This is a genomic window from Nocardia salmonicida, from assembly GCF_036142455.1.
GTDB classification, from domain to species: domain Bacteria; phylum Actinomycetota; class Actinomycetes; order Mycobacteriales; family Mycobacteriaceae; genus Nocardia; species Nocardia salmonicida.
Map to the genome: position 1 here is coordinate 3,626,053 of NZ_CP108014.1, position 19,662 is coordinate 3,645,714.

Consider the following 19,662-nt stretch of genomic DNA (forward strand, 5'->3'; position numbering starts at 1 on the left):
CTCGGCGGCGCCGGGGAGCGGCCCCGCCGAGATCGTGCTCGGCTCAGGCGCCGGGAACAGCGCCCTTGTCCCACAGCCCGTTATCGGGCTCGGTCCACTGATCCAGGTCCGGCTTCTCCACCGGCAACGACGTGAGCATCTCTTTGTGCCCGTTGCGCACGCTGCAGTATTTGAACGGCCCACGCGGGTCGAACAGCTTGATCATGTGGGGATCGGCGTGTTCGAGGAACCACACGCTGATACCGGGGCCGCCTTTCATCCGGTAGTGCTCCCACGCCTGCCACAGCGCGTCCAGCCGCACCGCGGCCTCGGGGTGGCGCCACCACTCCGGGCACCACACCGTATCGCTGATATCGGTGACCTGACGACGGTAGAGCTGGCTCAGGTATTCGCGGACGAACTCGCTCACCCCGGCATAGACCCGCTCCTGCCGGTCCGTATCCGAAAAATCGTTGCTCACAGCGGCTTGACCTCCTCGACTTCACCGATCTCTTCCGGCGGACTGGATTTCGCTAGCGATGGTGACCCGAACAAGTCGTCTATCCGGGTTTTGCGAGTCGGATCGTTCTGCTCGATCGACTTCTTGACCGCCTCGGAGTATTCCGATTCCCACCACGGCACCGTTCGCACCAGCACGGCAGGCTGACCGGAGGTGAACACGACGGCACGACCGCGCGGTAGCGTCGCCAGGCCCTGTGGGGTGAAGGTCACCGAGGAGCTCAGCGAGCGCGAGTAGCTCTTGCTGTTGCCCGACTGCGACATCGACGACGAGATCGAGTCGTACTCGCCGATCGCCTCGGATCGGTCGCGCAGGAAGGCCATGTCGTCGACCCCGCTGCCGAGCACTTTGATATTGGCCGCGGACCACAGCGCGCTCATTCCGGCCTCGCCCCAGCAACGCGCGCCCTGCGCCCACGACTGCAACACGGTCATCACCACGATGCCGCGCGACCCGAAGTGGCTGTACTGCTTGGGCAGATCCTTCCAGCGGACCACGTTGGCGGCCTCGTCGAGCACCGCGAGCAGCGGGATCGGCAACCGACCGCCCGACGACCGCGAGGCCTTGCGCATGGCCACATCGATGACGGCCTCGGTGAGCGCGCTGACCAGCGGTGCCGCCGATCCGCGCCCCTCGAGCGACAGGCAGTACAGCGTGCCGTTGCGTTCGATGAACTCCAGCTCGTCGAACTGGGGGCGAACACCGTCGGCCGGCGTGATCCACGGATGCACATTCGACAACTGCAAGCAGCGGATCATTTTCTTGGCGGTACCGAAAATGCCACTCCTGGTGCGCTGGTCGGCGTTGTACTGCATGGCCAGACCGGACGCGGTGAAGTGGTGTTCGGCGCTGCGAAGGTATTCGATCGCCTCGGTGTTCTGCGGGTTGGTCACCCATTCCCACACCTGGGTGATCGGTTTGCCCGCGATCGCGGCGGCGAGGAAGAACGCGGCGAGCAGGTCCTCTGCCTCGGGATCGAAGAAGTTGTCGCCGTCGTCGGCACTGCCGCCGGTCTCCGCGTCGGCGAAGTGACCGGCCAATCGCGCCGCCCGCATCTCGCAGCCTTCGGTGCGGAAGTTGACCCAGGCCAGCGGATCCCAGAACCAGGTCGGTCGTTCACCGGCGACGCCCTGCGGGTCGAAGACGAACGTGCGGCTGCCCTTGTCTTCGCGCACGTCACGAGTCGCGTCGACGACGTCGCGTTTGTTCGATGTCGCCAGCACCGGCCCGATCGCGGACAGGATCGCCGGAATCACCCGCGATGTCGACTTGCCCTGTCGAGGCCCCCAGATATCGAGATGGAGGTCTTCGTAGGAGCCGTAGAGCGGGGTGCCGTCGGCAACCGCGATTCCGATCGGTACCCCGGGCGCGTCGCCGGTCCCGAGCCGCACGCCGAGATCCTTCGCCTTCTCCCTGACTCCGGCCTCGGTGATCGACCCGATCGCGCTGCCGACGCCCATGTAGTCGGCTTTGTCGTCGATTGCCAACCGCCCCACGACCGCACGCTTCTGCAACCGCTTGCGGATCACCACATACGCGATGGCCGACGCGATCACCAACAGCACGATCACCGTCGACGCACGTGGCCAGTGCAGCTTGCCCCGCGCCAGATCGGCGACCACCGCGATCGGGTTGATCGGAATGGACTGCGGTACAACCGCCAGCGCGTTGCCCAGATGCAGGGCGACCGCGAGGGTGATCAGCACCGCGAACCCGAACACGATCATGATCAGCGTCGTGTCGGGTCCGACCGCGGCCGGATCCGTCACCTTCTTCTTCGCCACGGGTGCCTCCTTGTGTGGACGTGGTGGGTGGTCAGCGGAACGCGTCGAGACGCCAGCCTTGCGGCGTCTGCACCACGGTCGCGATGACCGTGCTCGGCGGTAGGGCTTCGGTACGTCCGTTGGGGTAGACGACCGTTTGTTCGATGCCGATCTTGTACTGCGCCACCGTGGGATCGGCGCTCGCGGGCGCCGGCTCCCCCGAGGCGAAGGTGAACGCCTCCACATGTGCCTTCGCCCTCGCCCAGTCCGCCCACTGCAGCGACGGTTTCGGGGTCTCGGTGGCACCGATCGAGCTGTCCAACATACGTATCATGCTGGGCCCCAGCCATTCTCGCGCGCGCTGTAGCGAGGATCCCGGTTGCTCGGTGACGGGGTTCCAGGTGTAGACCTCGCGCAGCGCGACGACCGCGACCCCGTCGGGAGTGGCCGGGTCGACCGCGGCTTCGAGCAACCGGGTGGTGGAGGTGGCCTCAGGGCGCGACGGCTCGGCGTCGCCACCGCAGGCAGGGACCGAGAGCAGGACAACCACGAGCATCACCGCCCCACTTGTGTGGATTCGTGTTCTCTCCCACCAGGTTATCGCTGGTCGCGCCCTCACAACACCCTCCTCGCCCGTGCGTCGCCGGGCACCGCCACCTCGGCGACGCCCCCGCCACCGCGGTTGCTCGTCGGTGGCACCGCCTGGATCAGCCTGCCGTTGCCCGCGTAGATCCCGACCTGGGTCGGTCCCTGCCGTCCGAACCCGCTGAACACCAGATCACCGACCGCCGCCTTCGCGATCGGCACCTCCCGGCCCGCCTCCCACTGCTGTTCCGCGGTGCGCGGCAACGTGACCTTGCCCGAGGACGCGGCGAACACCGCCGCGGCGGTCAGTCCCGGCCCGTCGAATCCGCCGCCGCTCGGCCCTTGCGCGCCGCCGCCACCCCACACGTACGGAGTGCCGAGCCAGTCGTGGGCGGCCTCGACGATCTGTTCGCCGTCGCTCCCCTGCCCCGGGGTGAATCGGCCTTGCGCGCCTGGCGCCCGATACTGCGGCTCCATCGTCAAGATGTTGGTGACGTAGGGCCTGGTCTCGGAATAGTGCGCCGCATACTGATTGGGCATCCCCCCGGAGGCCAGTACCGCGCCCTCACCGGCGTTGTAGCCGGCCAGGGTGAGCGCGGCCAGGTCGCCCGAGACGCGACCGGCGGCCATCCACCCGGCGATCTTGTGGGCGATCGAGCACATGTAGCGGGCTTGGCCGATGATCGCGTCGCCGTCGTCCCACACGCTGGCCGAACCGTTGCCGTCGGCATCGATGATGTAGGGCTGACCGTCCTCGGGATTGATGCTCGCGGCCGTGCCGGGCAGGAACTGGGCCAGGCCCTGGGCACCGGCGGGCGAGGTGAGACCGCGCCGGAATCCCGACTCCTGCTTGGCCTGCGCGGCCAGCAGCGACGACGAGATCTCCGGGCACACGGTTCCCGCGCGGCGATACCAGATCTCGAGCTCGGCGGGCACCTTCCCGTCGGCCAGCGCCCCACCGGCGCTGCCGAATCCGCGCACACAGTTCGGATCGCTCGAAAACGCGCGCGCGCCGCCGACATCCGGGGTGGGCGCGCCGTCGAGCCACGGCATCGGGTCGATCTGACGGCCACCGGTGAACCGGCCGCCGGGCACGATCTCGAAATGCAGGTGCGGGCCGCTGGATTCGCCGGCCGAACCGACCATCCCGATCGGCTGACCCGCGGTCACCGTCTGACCGGTGCGCACCTTGACGCCCGCGTCCCACATATGGCCGTAGACCGCGGAGTAGGCGCGGCCGTTGGTGTCGACGGAATCGACGACGATCCAGTTGCCGAAACCCGAAGCGGGACCGGCGGCGACGACCCTGCCGTCGGATACCGAGTAGATCGTGGTCCCGTCGGTGGCGGCCATATCGATGCCCTTGTGATCGCCCCCGCGCGAACCGAACACATCGGAGACGGTGAAAGTCCCGATCTCGAGCGGCAACGTGCGGCGCAGCGGACCGACACCCGCGGCCAACACCGGCGTGCCGGTGACCGCCGGATTCGATGTCGGTGCGGCAGCACTGGTCGCGCCCGCGCGATTGTCGCCGCCGAGTTGGGGCAGCGTCGGCACCGAGGATCCGACCAGCACATCGCCGGTCTCGCAGGTCTCATCCGAGGACGGCAGCACGATCACCAGCACCAGCGCCACCAACCCGACGACCGAACCGAGCGCCGTCATCATGATCGTGCGGACGTTCACCGGCCGCCTCCCCGCGTTCCGCGGCGGGCGCCGACTTCGGCAACGTCCGCCGCGGCGGAGTTCATGTGCGTCGCCGGGACTCGTTGAGCGTGTCGGCGAGCGTGCGGTTCATCTCCGCGGCGGCGGCCAGCTGTTGTTGCAACAGCGCCACTTTGCGGCGTAGCGCGGTGGCGTCCATCCGGTCCAGGCTCGGGTCCTGGGTCGCGCGGACCCAGTTGCGCACCGAATTGGCGTGCACGCCGATCTGTTCGGCGACCATCCGGCACGCCTCGGATTCGCTGCGCAGCTTGTCGGTCAGCGCGACCACCTGGGCGACGGCGGCATTGCGGACCTCCGGCGAGACCCGGCGATAGGACCGGTGCGGCATCATTGCTCACTCCCGTTCGAGTAGTCCGGCGTGCCACGTGGGTTGTCGCCGAACTCGCTGAAGCGCTGATTCGTGTCGTGGATTCCGCTTTCTCGTTCCGACACCGTGAACTCCATGTGGAAAGGGATACCGGGTCGACGATCCTCGCCGACCTTCAGCAAGAACTTTCCGGTGCCGGGCGGCGAGGGCCGCTGCTGGCCGGGCTTGAGCGCCTCACCGGTGAGGGCCTGCGGCGCCGACCAACTGGTCACCATCTCCTGCTCGGCCGAGGTGAACGGCACCGTGGAGTCGAGCCTGCTGATCTCCTCGGCGGGCAACGCGCCGAAGATCTTGGCGCGCGCGCGTTCCAGGAAGCCGATCGCCTTGGCGATCGCGGCGTCCGAGCCGAGCGCCTGCAGGTCCTTGATGGTGTGGCTGATCATGATCAGCGCGGTGGCCAGGCCGCGCTGCAGACGGGTCAGCTCATCGACGCGGTCGACCATGAAGTCGCCGAGACCGAGCACCTGCCACAGCTCGTCCATCACCACCTGGAAGTAGCGCTGCGGGCCGAGGTCGGCGTCGGCCAGCACGTGCGCGGCCTCGACGGAGGCGAAACCGTCTGCCCAGCAGGCCAACATGACGGCTGCCTTGAGCTTCTTGTCGCCGCTGGGGATGTGCGAGACGTCGATGCACACCGCGACGGCGCTGGTGTCGATGGGAACGCTGGTCTGGCCGTTGAAGATCGCGCCGAACGGGCCCTGGGTGAGCGCGCGCAGCGAACGGCGCAGCCCCTTGATCGCGTTCTGGTATTCGTCGCTGTTGTCGGCGCCCGCGTCGAGCATCATCTCGGCGCCGCCGCCGACGATCACCTCGAGCAGGTTCTCCATGATCGGCGGCTTGTCGGGGGTGAAGCCCCCTGGCTGGTAGAGGATGCGCAGCGCGGTGGCGATCAGCGTTTCCTCGAAGTCGGCCACGCGGGCGCCGCGGACCAGTTCCACCAGGCCCGCGATCAGTGTCACCTGCCTGGCCCGCAGATCCTGCAGCACCTGACGTTGCAGCGCGGGTTTGTCTTCCAGGCGCGGCACGACCGAGCCGAGTACGCCCGCCGCCAGCGGGTTCAGCTTGCCGTGCCCGTAGCCGAGGTCGATCACCTGACCGCCGACGAGTTCGACCATCTTGCGGTAGTCGGGTTTCACGTCGGCCAGGATGAGCGGGGTGATGCCCTGGGCGATGCCCCCGAGCACGATCCGGCGCACGAGCGAGGACTTGCCGAAACCGTTGAGGCCGAGCACGAACAGGCTGGGCGCGGTGATGAAGCTGCCGCGCATGAACCAGTTCATCGGATCGAAGCAGACCGGGGCGCCGGTGTGCAGATGCGAGCCGAGCGGGGTGCCGATCAGCGGCGCGCCGGCACCGACCGACCACGGCCACAGACCCGCGACCTGGGCGGTGGTGGCCCGATACTCCACCGGGCGGCCGACGACGTTCATCTTGCCGCCGCCCGCGCCGGAGTAGCCGCGGTCGGTCAATTCGGCGGTGGTGCGGTCGAATCCGTCCTTGACGACGGCCTCGCTGCGGGCGTGCGCGTTGTTGCGACGCAGGTCGTCGGTGTGGATCCGGAAGGTCGCCCACGCCGCCCGCAGACCCGACTGCTCCCGGGCGATCATCTCGTAGCGGGCGCGGGTGGCGTCGTCGAGCAGCCTCGGACCCGACTGCGAACGCCGGTCCGGCTTGGTCGATTTCGCGGACCGACCCGAACCCATCGCGCGGTCGGCGGCCTCGTCGGGCCGGATCGCGCGCACCGCCTTCGCGGGCCTGGGCTTCTTCTTCGTCAGCTTGGGTTCGGCCTGCTTGGGCCGTCGCCGTGGATCGCCCTGGGGGCGTTGGTGTTCCAGACGTGGGCCGTGGTCCTCGTCGCGCAGCCCACGTTCGGCCCGCGCCCGCGCGGCCCGATCGGCATCGGGATGCGGGCGACGAGTGCGGCGCTCCCCCGCGCCTTCGCGGCCGGGTGCGCGCGGTCCGTCACCGCGACCACGCGTCTCGTCACCACGGGGGCGAAGACGACCGTCCTCGTCCTCCCTCGGCCTGCGTGGTTCCTCGCCACGCGGTCGGGTCGGGCGGACTCGGTCGGCCCGCGGTTCCTCACGCGACCTGCGCTCACCCGGCGGACGTTCTTCGGGCACGCGTGATCCCCGCGTCGAGCTCTCGCGCTCGTCGCGTTCGGTGCGCTCGTCGAGGCCGAGCACGTCGTCGCTCACGCGCGGCGCGCTCCCCGCGGGCCGTGGCTCGCGTTCGCCGCGGATGCGCGGCGGCCGGTGGACCGGACGCAACGCGACATCGTCGCGATCGCGCACCGGGGGTTCGTAGTCGCGTCCCATAATCGCCTCACCCCGCCAATGCCTTCGGAATGGTTGCGTGTTCGGGCAGGATCACGCCGCAACCGAGAGATGCCGCGAACGCCGCGGACTGGTACCGGTAGCAGCGCCGGATCTTGAGCCGCGCCTGCGTGGAGAGGTCACGGGTGATGGCCTCGATGCGTGGCAGGTCACCGCGCAGCGGTTCGGTGATGGTGACCAGCGCGCCGAAACGGGTGACACCGTGTCCGCGTGCCTGTTCCTCGCGCGCCTGCTGGGTGGCGCCGACTCGCAGCGTCGCCGCCGCCGAGACCACACCGCGTTCGCTCTGCTGCGCGACGAGCGCGTTCTTGAAGTCGTCGTCGACGATCTCGGCGGCGTCGGCGGCCGAGTGCGGCCGGTAGACGATCGCGATGCGTTTGCGTGGCACTTCGGGATTGGGCGCGAGCAGCCGCTGCAGTACCCGCTCGTCCACCGCGCCCTCGGGCGCCGCGTCCATCTCCCAGGTCACCGAGCGACCACCGTCGTGGATCAGGTGATCCCACTTCTCGTCGTAGGACACCGGGCCCGCGTCGTCCCAGCCGAGGCCGTGCCCACCGGGATCGGCCGCGGCCACTTCGAGATCGGCCTGCGCGGCCGGGTCGTAGCTGCGGCGGATGAAGGAGATGACCTCCTCGGCCGACATCGGCTGCGCCCGCACACCCGCCTCGGCCAGCGCCGCGCAGATACCGGGCAGCCTGCGCCCGATCTCCACCGCTTCCTCGGCCGGATTCTTGCGCCGCTCGGCGGTGGTCGCCTTGAACGTGATCGCCACCCGCGGCAGCAATTGCACCCGCTCCTGCGGCAATTCGGTGGCCAGCTCGTACATCACCTGCTGGGCCAGCTCGGGAGCTTCGGGGCGGGTGATCGTGGAAACCTCGTTGAGCAAACGGTTTCCGGTCTCGGGCACCGTGTCGATCACCGGCACCACCGCGACGATGTCGCTGGTCTGGCCGACCGAGGCGAGGAAGGTGCCCCAGGCCGCGACCCAGCGATCGATCACCGGCTGGTCCACTGCCTCGTGCCCCTGCGGCCAGGCCCGCAACACCACCGTGTACTGCGCGAACGCGGGCAGGTGGATCATCCCGAAGTGATAGCCGCCGGCGTCGATGCCTTCATAGAGCTTCGACGGAGCGAGCAGCCCTGGCAATTTCGTGACACCACCGGGGATCCGGGAGAACCGGCCGCCGCGATACACGTGCTCGCCGTTGTTGCGCGAGCGCCTCCAGTTGAACATCATCAGTCCCGTCTCATAGCCCGAGCGGCCCCCCGTCCGCCACACCAGGGGCACCATGACCAGCGCACCGAGCCCGCCGACGACGAAGCCCCATTTGAATCCACCGACCATCGCGCAGATCAGTGCCGTGATCACCACGACGAAACCGATCACGGTCTCTTCCCAGCGCAGGCCGAAAAGGCCCGCGCTGCGCGGTTTCTGCCACAGCCCGTACGAGCGGCGCTCGTAGGTGTCGGTCGCCGATGTCGTCATCGCGGAATCGTGCTCCTGCCGAGGTCGGGTGAACGATTCGCCCAGCGGTCACCGGCGACGTCGCCCATCGATTGGTCCGCGCGCCCGGTGGTGTTGGCCGCGGTCCGCGCGGCCGCCACATTGCGGGCCGCGCCCGCGGGCACCGAGCCCGAACTGGTCGTCGCGGGTGCGGGAGCACCTCCGCGCGGTGGTGGCGTCGGCCGTTGCGCGCCGCCACCGCCGCCACCCGCGCCGCCGCCGGGCCCACCGGGCCGCGGACCCGCACCGCCACTACCGAAGTAACCCGCCGAACCGGGTGCCGCCGCGGGCCGGGATGCGACGGCCTTGGTGCCGATCGCACCCAGCGCCATCGCGCCGACTGCCGCACCACCGGCCACCATCAGACCCGAACCACCGGTGCCGACCGTGGCCACCGCGGGTGCGACCAGGCGCATCAGCGCGGGCAGCACGAACGCCACGCTGCACAGCAGCACCAGCGCCACCAGCATCCGCTGCGCGTCCTCGCCGCTGGGCAGTCCGCCGGACTCCGTGGTCTCGTCGACATGGCCCGCGGTGGTGAACGCGATCATGTACACGATCGCGGCCACCGGTTTGAACAGCATGAACGCGATGATCCAGCCGACCAGTTTCTGATACGACTGCTTGCCCGTTCCGGTCGCCGACGCGGCGGCCGCCAGCGGCAACACGCCCGCGGCGACCACGAGCAGACCCTGCCGAACGATGGCGAGCACGATCTGGGCGAGCGCGCCGAGCAATCCGACGATGGCGATGATCAGCACCAGACCCGGCGAAAAAGCCTGCAACTTACTGGTTTTCACCATCAACTCGGCCATGTTCTTGGCATTGCCGCCGGTGGCGTCCTCGATGATCCACTCGGAGAACTTGTCCGAGGCTCGCGTACCCGCGACGATCACCGCGCCCAGCATCCACGAACTGAACACCACTCTGGCAAACAGGCGGAACGATTCGGCGGCCTCGCTCACGGCCGCCCCGCGTCTGGCTTCGGCCAATCTGCCGCCGGTGATGATCACCGAGGCGATCAACAACAATATCTGGATCTGATAGGTGTAGTCGTTGATCTTGGTGAACAGTGCCCCCGAGTCGCTCACCGCCTCGTTGGGCACCTTCATCCAGAAGGTCAACGCCAGGATCAGCGCCTCGCCGAGGCCCTTCATCAGCGAGTCGACCACCTTGCCGAAGGTCGAATCCCACGCCTTGTCCTTGACCGCGGTGGCCGCGTCGCCGGGATGGGAGGCGGCATTGCCCGCCTTACACACCGCCGATGCCGCGTCGCCGAGCGAGACTCCGGGGATCGCGACGCTGTCGAGGGTGTCGTGCAGTTCGTTGCACGCCTCGTCGAAGCCGTAGGTCTGGCCGTAGGCCACCGTCGGCGTCGCGATCATCACGGTGAAGATCACCGCGAAAATGGTGACGATCCGCCTCAGCATAGTTGGCACCCCTCGATGGTCCGCGCGGAATCGATCCGGGCTGTGCTGTACCTCGATCACCATGTCGTCCACCCCGCCAGCGATTCCACGTACTCGGTCTGGGTATTTGCTGTCGTCGATGGTTTGAGCCGCCAGTCACCGGCGTCCCACACCACGATCATCCGCATCGCGGCGTACAACTGCTTGCCGTCGATCACCGGGCCGCGCGAGGCGAGCCGCACGATCGCCAGATCGTCGGCGAAGTCGTCGATCTTGAACGCGTCGGACGCCACGAAGTACTGGGTCACCTTCTTCGGCTGCTGCGCGGGCAGCTTGTCACCCGACAGCGCGGAGTCGTAGGCGGCCAATTGCGCTGTGCTGACCCGCAATTGCGTCACATACAGGTCGCGGTCGCCCGGGCGGGCGTTGAGCCGGTAGGTGATCTGCGCGGCGGCCAGCGCGGCGCCCTGTGGGGTGCGCGCGTAGCCGACGGCGAGTCCGTCTTCGATCCGCGACGGCCCGTCGGAAGTGGAGAACGGCACCGACGCGCCGTAGACACGCTGCCAGCCGTGCGGTTTCGTGGTGCCCCTCGGCGCGCCGATCAGCCAATCCGGGTCCGCGGCGGTACGTTGCGTACCCGGTTCCTGGGCCAGCGGCTGACCCGCCGGGTTGTTCGGGATGTCCACCCGCCTGCCGAGCAGGTCGACATCGGGTTCGGCGAAACCCGTTCCGCCCTCGGCCTGGGCGGGCGGCGGCGCGTTGTCCACGGCGCTGTCGCCGTCGCGACTGAAGTACACGACGGCGCCGACGACCATGATCAAGGCGAGCAGGGCACCGGAGGCGATCATGCCGAAGGACGCGCGGTCGCGCGTGCCCGGCTCCTTCTCGCTCACTGCGGTGCCTCCAATGTCACGATGTCTTGCGGTAATTCGTCGATCGGGTCGACCGGTCGGTCGACCGAGCGCGGATCGGGTAACTGCAGTCGCCAGTCTCCGCCGTACCAGCTGACCGTGGTGTGGTTCACCGCCCGTGACCGGTCGGAGTATTCGGTATAGACGTCGACTGTCGTTCGCTCGTCACGATATTCGGTAATTTTGTAACCCAACAATTTCGGCGCGTACTCCGCCGTAGCGGGTCCGGTGATCGACAGCTGTACTCGGTTGATCGCCCACTCGTCACGTGCCGGTCCGGGGACGAGTTCGGCGTTCACCACCTGGGCCCACTGACTGTCCGGCGCCACCGACAACCGGATGGTGTGGGTCAGCGCCGCCAGCCCGGCCCCGCGCGGGGAATGCTCGAAACCGGTCGCGGCTCCCTGGTCCACCGTTTTCGGGCCCTGGTCGGTGTGCGGCAGGGAGATGCCCTGGTAGTCCTGCCAGCCGATCCCGGTCGGTGCGGCTGTCAGGTCGGGGCCGGTATCACCACCGCCGCCACAGCCGACGGCTGCCGCGAGCAATGCGATACCGACCGCAACCGGTCGTGTCACTGTGGAATTCATGCCGGCAGGAAGGCCAGCGCGATCGCGGACGCGGTACTGGCCACCGAAGCACCGATCAGACTCATCAGGACGCCGTGTGAGGCGTCGTTCACGGCGAGGTCGCTGCGGAACGCGATCCACAATCGACCCGCCGACAGGATCATCCAGGCCAGGCACGACAGCAGGACGAACCAGAGCAGCCAGTTGAGCAACTGCATCATCGGCGCCAACACGTCGGCCGGGATCTGTTTGTAGGCGAGCACGGTGATCACTAACCGATGACCGCACTCATGATCGTGCCCGCGCTGGTCGCGACGACGCCGCCGATCATGGCGCCCGCCACCATCTTCGGCGACTCGAGACCACCACCGGTCCAGCGCTCCCACGCGAACTTGCCGCCCGCGTAGGTGATGCCGCAGATGCCCGACAACAGGACGAACCAGGTGAGGTAACGCACCAGCTGCAGAATCTTCTCCGAGCCGGGCGGAGCTTCCGGAGTCGGATTACCGACCTGGGCCAGCACGGTGCCGTACGTGTCCTGCACGGCGAGGAGGAGCATGCTCATCGGGTGCCTTTCTCCCACTGTAAAGGTGTTGTGCCACAAACACTTCGACGACGACACACGTTTGTACACCACCGACCGGTGAACCGCCCGGCGTTCATGATCGACCCCCGCCCGAGGTGGGCGGGCCGAGACTGGTGCGGATCGCGGCGACCACATCGGTACCGAGGTCACCGATTTCTACCGGCACGTCGTCGAGCGGGTCGGGGCGGCGTTTCTTGACCGCCACCTCGTCGCCCGGCGACCACACCGGAAGCGCGTCGGACTCCACCAGAGTCCATTCCTCGAACCATGGCACCTGCCAGACGTGCCCGGCCAGCGAGCCGACCACCTCCCGGTAGCGCCGGATCTCCGGCGCCATCCGGCCAGGGCGCGCGGCGACGGTGATCAGGCCGAGAACCAGTGCGGGGCCCGCGAGCCCGGCGTGGTGCTGGCGCAGCAGATCGTGCGCGCGGGTGAGTCCGGAGATGGTTTCCCTGGCGACCAGCACGACATAGGGGGACTCCCGGTCGAACACGCCGGGCCAGCGCCCGCGCGCGTCGGCGGCGGGCGCGAGCACGTGCGCCAGGGTGGTCGCGCCTGCGCCTCCGTGCACCCCGAGCAACCACACCAGCGGCGCCCGGCCGACCCCGGGCACCGGTCGCTCCCAGATCTTGGCGCGCAGCGATTCTGGCGGCGCGACTACACCGGCGGGGGCGTCCGGTTCACGACGACGACGAAGATTCATGGCTGCCGTCATGATGCCACCCCCGCGAGCAAGCTCGCATACGCCGAACGCGTCGCCTCGGCGAGCTCGGCGTGGCGGACGAGTTCCCCGCGCGCGAGATGCGGGTCGTAGGGGATCTCGACGACCTCGCGCACCCAGCCGGACAGATGCTCGCGCAAATGCTCCGCTACGCGCGAGTCGTCGTGCGAGTACTGGTGCGAGACGACGATGGTGGTGTCGGCCACTACACCGGCGCCGTCGTCACCGTAGTGGTCGTCGAGCCATTCCAGGGTCACACGCAGCCGGTTGGCGGCGTCGACGCGGGCCGGAATGGCAAGGACGAGTGCGATATCGGCATCGTCGAGCAGGGGGCGCAGTTGCCGTCCGGCAATCGGGTTGCCGCCGTCGTACACCGCCGTGTACCCCCCGGTGTCCAGCGCCCGCGCGACAGTGAGAAATGTCGCGCGCCGACGCAGCGGGGTCGCGTCGCGCCACAGCAGCCCGAAACCGGAGGTGGAACGGGAAAGGCACTCCTCGAGCGGTGCCGGTTCGTCGTCGCCGCGGCCGTATACCCAGGACTGCAGATTCACCGGGTGCAGGTGTTTGTCGGCGCCGCGCAGGGCGATATCGCTGCCCGCGGCGGTCGCGTCGACCGCCACCGTCGTGGCACCCGCGGTGACCAACTCCGCGGCCAGGCCGAGCACGGTCGTTGTCGTACCCGCACCGCCGCAGCCACCGACCACCAGGATCGGCCTGCGGGTACCGTCGCGGCGCTCACCGTTGCGACGCCGCAACCGCACCACCGGAGCCGGATCACGCGCCAGGTCATCGGACGGGTCCCCCTCGGGGGCCTCGTCGAGCCATCGGCTCCAGTCGTCTGTCATCGCCTCTCCTTACCCTGCCGCGATGCCCGTGATGAGCGTGCGATCGCCGACCAGCGCTGTTCGCACCGATTGCTTGGTGTAGGTGGCCGGTGCGCCCGCGGGCCGGAACTCGGTGACCTCCACCGTGTACCGGTCGGCCGCGACAGTGGTGATCCGCACGCAGTGGGTGGTCCCCACCGGGATGGTGTCGATACCGCGCTGGATCACGGCGGCCGGCGAGACGTCGGCGTCGGGGGTGGCCACCGCTCTGGCCTGCTCCCCCGATCGGGTCACGTAGTAGGCGTATTGGAAGGCGAGCACGGCGTCGGGGCCCGAGCCGGTGCCGCCCGCCTCCGCGCTGCGCACCACGATGTCGGTGCGTTCGGTCGGGCACGAGCCCGCGGTGTCGGCGGTCAGGTTGCCCGCGGTGAAATGCAGCGGCGGGGCGGCGTGCCGGGCCTCGTCGCCGTCGCCGCGTCCGAAGAGCAAGAGGAACACACCGGTCGCGGCGAGGACGAGCACCAGCACCGAAACCACGAGAACCACCCAGGCGCGCTGCCGTTTCCGGCTCGCGCGCAGCGCGCCGGAGGGTTCGAGCACGCGGGCGTCGTCGTATTCGTCGGCGGCGGCCTCGGGCCAGGGGAACTGGACGAGTTCGGCGTCGTAGTCGTCATCGGGGCCGGGTGCCGGCTCGGCGACCCAGTCCGACCAGCCGCCGGTGAAGTCGCTGCGACGTCCGGCCAGTTGCGCGGGGGGCGGTGGTATCGGGTCGGGTTCGACCGGGTGGGGCCGCTTTCCGTAGTCGGTCGGAGCGAAGTCGGCGGATTCAGTTGTCGCGTCATCGAACTCGGTGGCTCGATCGAACGGGTCGCCCTTCACGTCCGACAGGTGCTGAACGGGTCGGCGGTCGTCGTCGACATTCGGCTTCGGCTCGACGTTCCAGCCGTCCCGTTCGTCGACGGCGTTCGACCGAGGCTCGGCGTTCCCGCCGTCCGGATCGCCGATTTTCGATTTGGACTCGGTGTTCGAGTCGCGTGGGTCGCTGACAACTTTCGACTGATGTCCCGTGGCCCGGCTGTGCGAGTCACCGGTGGCGTTCGACTGATCGTCGAGGTCGAGGCTGAACGGTTCCGGCTGACGCTCCCCTACCGGCGCGGGTTCCGGCATCGGGGTGGAGTCGGGACTCGTCGAATTTCGGTCGATGCTGTCGTCGTCGCCCGCCACCGGTTCGGTGGTGCCCGGGCGCGCGGGGGCACCGGTATCGGACTCGGGCTCCAGCGCCGAGTACCAGCGCGACAATTCGTTGTACGACTTCAACATTCCCCCCTTTCCACGGCGCCGGGCACAGTTCGCATCGAAGACCTCTCGGTGATCAGTTCACAGAGAACGGACGGGTGGTGGGTGCGGTGGTTACGGGTGTCGCGGCAGGCGGAGTCGTCGCGCCGCCGGATGAGGCGCCATCGGCTCCTGTCCCGAACGGAAATTGTCCCCCACCGGAGGGTTTGGGTGTCGGAGACGCGCCGTTCGGGCTCTGGAATATTCCCATACCACGCGAGTCGGACCCGCCGACCGGTACCGCGCCCTTCCCGGAAGCGCCTGCCGCGTCGCGGGCCAGCGCGGCGAACCACTCGCCCACGTACTGGGTCGGTGTCGCGCCGTTCGCGCCGACGCCCATGCGCGAGTACGCGTCATGGCGTTGCAGCGTGTTCCAGTAGCGCACCCAGGTGGTGACGTCGAGGAGCTCGGCGTTGTCGGTGACGTTCTGCTGGACCGCGGTGAACGCCTCGTTGACCAGCCGCACCCCGGTGGTCGGCGGAACGAGTTGCGGGACCGCGCCTACCAGTTTCGTCCCGAGCAGCGTCAGCCCGGCCAGCGGATTCGACAGTGTGGCCGTGGCCAATTCGCTGATGCTCGCGGGGCTGATCACCGACTTCACCACGGTGGCGACGGCGTTGAGACCGATCATGCCCACCTTCAGCAGCGCCCGGTACGCGGCGTTCATATCGAGCTTGCTGTTCGGGTCCGAGGCGTCGGACAGTCGCTGCGAGATCGACTTCTTCGGCGAGATCGACACATCACCCAGGGTGGTGCCGGAGATGTCCTCCTGGACCACCGCGGTGGCGGTTTTGATGGAGGTGAACGCCAGCGCCTGCGCGATCGAGGTCAACGAGCCGATCGGGTCGCCGCCGGAGAGTTTCGTCTGGCTCATGAGGTTGGTGACGGCCCGCACGATCGGCGCGCCCTGGGGAGCGTCGCACGCGAGATCGCCTGTGGCGCAAAAGCTTGCGACGCGACCGGTGAGTTTGCCGAAGTCGTCGGTCTGCTCGCTCCGCGGAGCGAGTCCGCCGCCGGACGCGAGACCTTGACGCACCTCACCGATGGCGGTCAGCGCCTCGCCGGAGGTTCCGGGCGCGGCCAGCGGCGAGGACCGGTCGGGTGCGCCGGGGAACAGCGGCGCGTTCTCGCCGCGGGTCGGGTCGGCGAACAACGCGACCGCGGCGACCTTGTCCGCGGGCACCGCACCGCCGCCCGCGCCGACCTCCTGGGCGAACAGCGAGGCGACGTGGGCGCCTTGGGAGTACCCGACGACCGCGATCCGGGAGTCCGGGCAGCGGTGGATCACCTGGGTCGCCATCGAGCGGAGTCGCTCCAACCCACCCGCGACCGATTCCGTGTACGGCACCGCCCCGCCCTGGACCGCGCCGCCGAAACCCGCCTCGTAGGGCACATACGCACGATCGACGAGTCCCGCGTCGGGCGCGCCGGCCATCATCGGACGGAACACCGTCGACAGCATCCCGGTATCGGTGCTCGGCGCCGCGTCGGGCGACGACTCGCCCGTGCCCTGAATTCCCAAGGCGTACAGCGCCGGACACGCCGCGATAGATACCTGCGTAGACGGCGTGGTGGGTGTACGGTCTTCCGCACCGGCCACCCCCGCCGTAACCGACAGCGAAGCGACGGTGAACGCTATCAGCGTCCCCGTGAGTCGTGTCGTGCACCGAGCCATATCGATCCGCATCACAGTCCGTTTCGGCTGACCAGTGGAGCGTTGAAACGCACTAAACCGTAACAGATTCCGGGTAACCCAACCGCTGCCCTAATCGGCCCTTTCACTGCCCCCGGCAAACCCGCTGCGGCCGGCAACTTTTCGGCGATCACCTGGACAGACAGCGGCCCGGGCACCCTCGCGAGGCGAGAATGCCCGGGCCGTGGTCGAGGTCAGGCGGCGGAGGTCACCCGATACACGTCGTAGACACCTTCGACGTTGCGCACCACATTGAGCAGATGGCCCAGGTGCTTGGGGTCGCCCATCTCGAAGGTGAACTTGCTGATCGCGACGCGGTCACCGTGCGTGGCCACCGAGGCGGACAGGATGTTGACCTTCTCGTCGGCCAGCACCTTGGTCACATCCGAGAGCAATCGGGTGCGGTCGAGCGCCTCGATCTGGATGGCGACCAGGAACACCGACGAGGGCGAGGGCGCCCATTCGACGTCGATGATCCGCTCCGACTGCTCCTGCAGCGAATCGGCGTTGGTGCAGTCGGTGCGGTGCACACTCACCGAGCCACCACGGGTGACGAAGCCCATGATCTCGTCGCCCGGCACCGGCGTGCAGCACTTGGCCAGCTTGGCGACCGTCCCCGGCGCACCGGGGATGAGCACACCGGCATCACCGGTGACCCGCTGCCTGCTGGGCGTGGTCGACGGCGTCGACCGCTCGGCCAGCTCGTTCTCGACATCGCCGATGCCGCCGAGCTGGGCCATGAGCCGCTGCACCACATGGTGAGCCGACACCTGGTGCTCGCCGACAGCGGTGTAGAGCGTGGAGATGTCGCTGTAGTGCAGCTCGTGCGCGACCGCGGTCATCGCCTCGACGCTCATCAACCGCTGCAGCGGCAGCCCGACGCGGCGGACCTCCTTGGAGATCTGCTCCTTGCCGCTCTCGAGCGCTTCCTCGCGCCGCTCCTTGGCAAACCATTGGCGAATCTTGGCTTTCGCCCGCGGGGAGACCACGAACTTCTGCCAGTCACGGCTCGGTCCGGCGTTCTGCGCCTTGGAGGTGAACACCTCGACGACTTCGCCGTTCTCCAACTGCCGTTCCAGTGCCACGAGGCGCCCGTTCACCCGCGCGCCGATGCACTTGTGCCCGACCTCGGTGTGCACGGCGTAGGCGAAGTCGACCGGGGTCGACTTCTGCGGCAGCGTGATCACGTCGCCCTTGGGCGTGAACACGAAGATCTCCGGCGACTTCAGGTCGAAGCGCAGCGATTCCAGGAACTCCGCGGGGTCGGCCGCCTCACGCTGCCAGTCGAGCAGCTGACGCATCCACGCCATGTCGTCGACCTCGGCGGCGTCACCGGAATGCTTGCCCTTGGTCTCCTTGTACCGCCAGTGCGCGGCGATGCCGAACTCGGCGGTCCGGTGCATGTCCTGGGTGCGGATCTGCACTTCCAGCGGCTTGCCGTCGGGGCCGACCACGGTGGTGTGCAGCGACTGGTAGACCCCGTAGCGCGGCTGCGCGATGTAGTCCTTGAACCGGCCAGCCATGGGCTGCCACAGCGAGTGCACGACCCCGACCGCGGCGTAGCAGTCACGCACTTCCTCGCACAGGATGCGCATGCCGACCAGGTCATGGATGTCATCGAAGTCTTTGCCCTTGACGATCATCTTCTGATAGATCGACCAGTAGTGCTTGGGCCTGCCCTCGACGATCGCGTTGATCCGCGACGCGGCCAGGGTGTTGGTGATCTCGGCGCGCACTTTCGCCAGATAGGTGTCGCGCGAGGGCGCGCGGTCGGCGACCAGGCGCACGATCTCGTCGTACTTCTTGGGGTGCAGGATCGCGAAGGCGAGGTCCTCGAGCTCCCATTTGACGGTCGCCATACCGAGGCGATGCGCCAGCGGCGCGATCACCTCCAGGGTCTCCTTGGCCTTCTTGGCCTGCTTCTCCGGCGGCAGGAAGCGCATGGTGCGCATGTTGTGCAACCGGTCGGCGACCTTGATCACCAGCACGCGCGGGTCACGCGCCATGGCGATGATCATCTTGCGGATGGTCTCGGCTTCGGCCGCCGCGCCCAGGTTGACCTTGTCGAGTTTGGTGACGCCGTCGACGAGGTGGGCGACTTCCTGGCCGAACTCCTCCTTGAGCTGCTCGAGGGAGTAGCCGGTGTCCTCGACGGTGTCGTGCAGCAGGGCCGCGACCAGGGTGGTCGTGTCCATGCCGAGTTCGGCGAGGATGTTGGCGACCGCGAGCGGATGCGTGATGTAGGGGTCGCCGGACTTGCGGAACTGTTTGGCGTGGCGCTCGTCGGCGACGTCGAAGGCGCGCTGGAGCAGGCCGAGGTTGGCCTTGGGGTACAGCTCGCGGTGGACGGTGGCCAGCGGTTCCAGCACCGGCTTGACCGCCGCGATCCCACGTTGACCCGTCATCCGTCGAGCCAGCCGCGCACGGACGCGCCGGGAGGCCGAACTGGGCACCGAGGCTGTCGGGGACTGCTTGGCGGTTTCGGGGGTCTTCGCCGGGGCACCTTCGCTTGGCGTGGCGCCGGTGGATTCCTGCCCGACCTTCGCCTCGCCGAGTTGTCGAGTCATGCCACCACCTCTCACGCTGCATTCGGACCTGTCGGCCGAGTGCTGCAAACCGCCGGGTCCTCAACTTTAGTCCCCGCACCGACCTGGTGTTCGAGTCACCGGGGTCACAGGCCTGCGGCTAATCCGCCACTCCGCGGTTTCTGCCGGTCGTTCCCGGGCAGCGTAGTGAGTTTCCGGGCCTGCCGATAGGTGTTCGACAGGTTTTGGTCGTCCCCGATGAGTTACCCACGTCATAGCGTGATCAGCGGTTTGTTCTGACCCGAGTCGTGGG

At 68.4% G+C, this 19,662-nt stretch carries 17 protein-coding genes; all 17 read right to left on the bottom strand.

From position 1 onward, the window contains the following. Positions 1–43: 43 nt before the first annotated feature. A complete protein-coding gene (locus OHS03_RS17215) occupies positions 44–460 on the bottom strand; it encodes a DUF4913 domain-containing protein (RefSeq protein WP_056810698.1) in 417 nt (138 codons plus the stop codon). Then, complete coding sequence (locus OHS03_RS17220) at positions 457–2,283, bottom strand: type IV secretory system conjugative DNA transfer family protein (protein ID WP_062982967.1); 1,827 nt, start codon at positions 2,281–2,283, stop codon at positions 457–459. The genes OHS03_RS17215 and OHS03_RS17220 overlap by 4 nt, the downstream gene beginning before the upstream one ends. 31 nt (positions 2,284–2,314) lie before the next feature. Beyond that, positions 2,315–2,818, bottom strand: coding sequence for a hypothetical protein (locus OHS03_RS17225; RefSeq protein WP_328663953.1), 504 nt, complete (start codon positions 2,816–2,818; stop codon positions 2,315–2,317). Between the two features lie 59 nt (positions 2,819–2,877). Further along, the gene (locus OHS03_RS17230) at positions 2,878–4,533 is read right to left on the bottom strand and encodes a peptidoglycan DD-metalloendopeptidase family protein (RefSeq protein ID WP_328663954.1); all 1,656 of its coding nucleotides are present in this window, start codon (positions 4,531–4,533) and stop codon (positions 2,878–2,880) included. 61 nt (positions 4,534–4,594) lie between these two features. After that, the gene (locus OHS03_RS17235; RefSeq protein WP_056810706.1) at positions 4,595–4,903 is read right to left on the bottom strand and encodes a transposase; all 309 of its coding nucleotides are present in this window, start codon (positions 4,901–4,903) and stop codon (positions 4,595–4,597) included. Then, positions 4,900–7,257 (bottom strand): hypothetical protein, encoded by a 2,358-nt coding sequence (locus OHS03_RS17240; protein WP_328663956.1) that lies wholly within the window; start codon positions 7,255–7,257, stop codon positions 4,900–4,902. Before OHS03_RS17240 ends, OHS03_RS17235 begins: the two co-directional genes overlap by 4 nt. Positions 7,258–7,264: 7 nt before the next feature. Beyond that, positions 7,265–8,761, bottom strand: a complete 1,497-nt coding sequence (locus OHS03_RS17245; protein WP_328663958.1) for an SCO6880 family protein — start codon at positions 8,759–8,761, stop codon at positions 7,265–7,267. Continuing rightward, a complete protein-coding gene (locus tag OHS03_RS17250) occupies positions 8,758–10,209 on the bottom strand; it encodes a hypothetical protein (RefSeq protein ID WP_328663959.1) in 1,452 nt (483 codons plus the stop codon). Before OHS03_RS17250 ends, OHS03_RS17245 begins: the two co-directional genes overlap by 4 nt. Positions 10,210–10,265: 56 nt before the next feature. Further along, positions 10,266–11,081 carry a DUF8175 domain-containg protein gene (locus OHS03_RS17255; protein WP_328663961.1) on the bottom strand — a complete coding sequence of 272 codons (816 nt, stop codon included), beginning with the start codon at positions 11,079–11,081 and terminating at the stop codon, positions 10,266–10,268. Next, positions 11,078–11,674, bottom strand: a complete 597-nt coding sequence (locus OHS03_RS17260; RefSeq protein ID WP_082843851.1) for a DUF8175 domain-containg protein — start codon at positions 11,672–11,674, stop codon at positions 11,078–11,080. Before OHS03_RS17260 ends, OHS03_RS17255 begins: the two co-directional genes overlap by 4 nt. 8 nt (positions 11,675–11,682) lie before the next feature. After that, entirely contained in the window at positions 11,683–11,928 is a 246-nt protein-coding gene (locus OHS03_RS17265; protein WP_371852067.1) for a hypothetical protein, read from the bottom strand. Between the two features lie 8 nt (positions 11,929–11,936). Beyond that, on the bottom strand, positions 11,937–12,230 hold the full coding sequence (locus tag OHS03_RS17270; RefSeq protein ID WP_056815437.1) for a hypothetical protein: 294 nt from the start codon (positions 12,228–12,230) through the stop codon (positions 11,937–11,939). 94 nt (positions 12,231–12,324) lie between these two features. Next, a complete protein-coding gene (locus OHS03_RS17275) occupies positions 12,325–12,966 on the bottom strand; it encodes a hypothetical protein (RefSeq protein ID WP_328663963.1) in 642 nt (213 codons plus the stop codon). Beyond that, a complete protein-coding gene (locus OHS03_RS17280) occupies positions 12,963–13,817 on the bottom strand; it encodes a MinD/ParA family ATP-binding protein (RefSeq protein WP_056810726.1) in 855 nt (284 codons plus the stop codon). Before OHS03_RS17280 ends, OHS03_RS17275 begins: the two co-directional genes overlap by 4 nt. Positions 13,818–13,826: 9 nt before the next feature. Continuing rightward, positions 13,827–15,113 carry a DUF8176 domain-containing protein gene (locus OHS03_RS17285; RefSeq protein WP_328663965.1) on the bottom strand — a complete coding sequence of 429 codons (1,287 nt, stop codon included), beginning with the start codon at positions 15,111–15,113 and terminating at the stop codon, positions 13,827–13,829. A gap of 55 nt (positions 15,114–15,168) precedes the next feature. Beyond that, positions 15,169–16,818, bottom strand: a complete 1,650-nt coding sequence (locus tag OHS03_RS17290; RefSeq protein WP_328663967.1) for a cutinase family protein — start codon at positions 16,816–16,818, stop codon at positions 15,169–15,171. A gap of 200 nt (positions 16,819–17,018) precedes the next feature. After that, the gene (locus tag OHS03_RS17295; protein WP_056810731.1) at positions 17,019–19,391 is read right to left on the bottom strand and encodes a RelA/SpoT family protein; all 2,373 of its coding nucleotides are present in this window, start codon (positions 19,389–19,391) and stop codon (positions 17,019–17,021) included. Between the last annotated feature and the right edge of the window lie 271 nt (positions 19,392–19,662).

Bases quoted from the DNA above. Each gene is read 5' to 3' on its own strand.
- OHS03_RS17290 (WP_328663967.1), bottom strand. From the start codon at position 16,818: ATGCGGATCGATATGGCTCGGTGCACGACACGACTCACGGGGACGCTG.
- OHS03_RS17280 (WP_056810726.1), bottom strand. From the start codon at position 13,817: ATGACAGACGACTGGAGCCGATGGCTCGACGAGGCCCCCGAGGGGGAC.
- OHS03_RS17275 (WP_328663963.1), bottom strand. From the start codon at position 12,966: ATGACGGCAGCCATGAATCTTCGTCGTCGTCGTGAACCGGACGCCCCC.
- OHS03_RS17295 (WP_056810731.1), bottom strand. From the start codon at position 19,391: ATGACTCGACAACTCGGCGAGGCGAAGGTCGGGCAGGAATCCACCGGC.
- OHS03_RS17245 (WP_328663958.1), bottom strand. From the start codon at position 8,761: ATGACGACATCGGCGACCGACACCTACGAGCGCCGCTCGTACGGGCTG.
- OHS03_RS17250 (WP_328663959.1), bottom strand. From the start codon at position 10,209: ATGCTGAGGCGGATCGTCACCATTTTCGCGGTGATCTTCACCGTGATG.
- OHS03_RS17225 (WP_328663953.1), bottom strand. From the start codon at position 2,818: ATGCTCGTGGTTGTCCTGCTCTCGGTCCCTGCCTGCGGTGGCGACGCC.
- OHS03_RS17270 (WP_056815437.1), bottom strand. From the start codon at position 12,230: ATGAGCATGCTCCTCCTCGCCGTGCAGGACACGTACGGCACCGTGCTG.
- OHS03_RS17240 (WP_328663956.1), bottom strand. From the start codon at position 7,257: ATGGGACGCGACTACGAACCCCCGGTGCGCGATCGCGACGATGTCGCG.
- OHS03_RS17235 (WP_056810706.1), bottom strand. From the start codon at position 4,903: ATGATGCCGCACCGGTCCTATCGCCGGGTCTCGCCGGAGGTCCGCAAT.